Here is a 1530-nt window from a genome sequence, read left to right as displayed (position 1 = left end):
AGCCTCGCGGCCGAGTCCGCCGTGCGACCCTGCGCGCGCAGACCGCCGAGCGCTCCCGCCGTCTGCGGGGTGAGCCCGACGTGCGCGACGACCGGGATGCCGGCATCCGCGATCGCACGGACGCGGCTCAGGCGCGCCGGCCCGCCGCCCTCGATCTTGATCGCGTCGGCGCCGGCCTCCTTCGCGAATCGCATGGCCGTCGCGACCGCCTGCTCGTCCGACACCTCAGTCGAGCCGAAGGGCAGGTCGCACACGACGAAGGCGGAGTCCACGCCGCGCCGCACGGCTCTCGCGAGCACGAGCATCTCGTCGACCGTGACGGCGACCGTCGAGTCGTGCCCGAGCACCACCTGGGCGCCGGAGTCGCCCACGAGCACCATGTCGACCTCCGCGCGTTCGGCGACGCGCGCCGTGGGGTAGTCGTAGGCCGTGACCATGACGATCGGCTCGCGCCTCGCCTTCATCTCGGCGAGCCGTCGCAGCGTGACCTTGTCGCGCATCACGCGCCTCCTTCGTATGGCGTGCCGAACGGCTCTCGAACCGGCTCCAGCACGACGTTGTCGATGAGCCGCGTGCGGCCGACGCGCGCGGCGATCGCGACGAGCACCGGACCGCGCCGCGCGGCGACGGGCTCGAACGACACCGGGTCGACCAGCGCCAGGTATTCGGGCTCGACCCCGGCATCGGACAGCACCGCCGCCGCGTCGGCGCGGAGCGCCTCGGTGTCGGTGACGCCGGCAGCCGCGGCATCCGTCACCGCCGACAGTGCACGTGGGATCGCCAGGGCCCTCGAGCGCTCCTCCGGAGTGAGCCGGGCATTGCGGCTCGACCGCGCGAGCCCGTCGTCGTCGCGAGAGGTCGGGCACACCACCACGCGGACCGGGATCGAGAGGTCGGCCACGAGGCGACGGATCACGGCGACCTGCTGGGCGTCCTTGGCGCCGAAGTACGCCGCATCGGGCAGCACCGACAGCAGGAGCTTCGTGACGACCGTGGCGACGCCGTCGAAGTGCGCCCGGCCGCGCTGAGCGCCCTCGAGCGTCTCGGCGACGGGTCCGGTCACGCTCACCATCGTCGAGAAGCCCGCCGGGTAGACCTCGTCGCCGCCGGGAGCGAAGACGACATCGACGCCCGCATCGTCGGCGATCCCGAGGTCAGCCTCCTCGGTGCGCGGGTACGCGGCGAGATCGGACTGCTCGTCGAACTGCGTCGGGTTCACGAAGATCGAGAGCACGAGGGTGCCGTTCTCGGCACGGGCGGCCCGCAGCAGCGACACATGCCCCTCGTGGAGCGCACCCATCGTCGGCACGAAGCCGACGCTCCCGCCCCGTCGATCGCGCAGCGCCGCGCGCAGGTCTGCCACCGTGCGGACGACCATCATGACGGCACCTCCGACCGCGGCGCGTCGGATCCTGTGCGCGACGCCGCGAGCCGACGCGTCGCCTCGGCGAGCGCGTCGAACAGTCCGAGCCTGTCGGGCACGCGTTCGGCCACCGACGCCCGCTGCCGCGCCACCGTGGCGTCGTCGCC

General features: G+C 73.4%; 2 protein-coding genes. Both read right to left on the bottom strand.

Annotated elements, in window-relative coordinates; translation table 11 throughout:
* Positions 1-500, bottom strand: a 500-nt coding sequence (locus tag EIO58_RS17720) for a 3-methyl-2-oxobutanoate hydroxymethyltransferase (RefSeq protein ID WP_164861860.1), incomplete at its 3' end; no start/stop codon positions are given.
* Positions 500-1381: a pantoate--beta-alanine ligase gene (panC, locus tag EIO58_RS17715; protein ID WP_127820537.1), complete on the bottom strand. Its 882-nt coding sequence runs from the start codon at positions 1379-1381 to the stop codon at positions 500-502. The genes EIO58_RS17720 and panC, both read right to left, overlap by 1 nt.
* Between the last annotated feature and the right edge of the window lie 149 nt (positions 1382-1530).

Source organism: Microbacterium sp. CPCC 204701 (genome assembly GCF_004010105.1).
In the GTDB taxonomy this organism is placed as follows: Bacteria; Actinomycetota; Actinomycetes; order Actinomycetales; family Microbacteriaceae; genus Microbacterium.
Note: the sequence above shows the minus strand (reverse complement) of the source record. Positions and strands in the feature narration are given on the sequence as shown.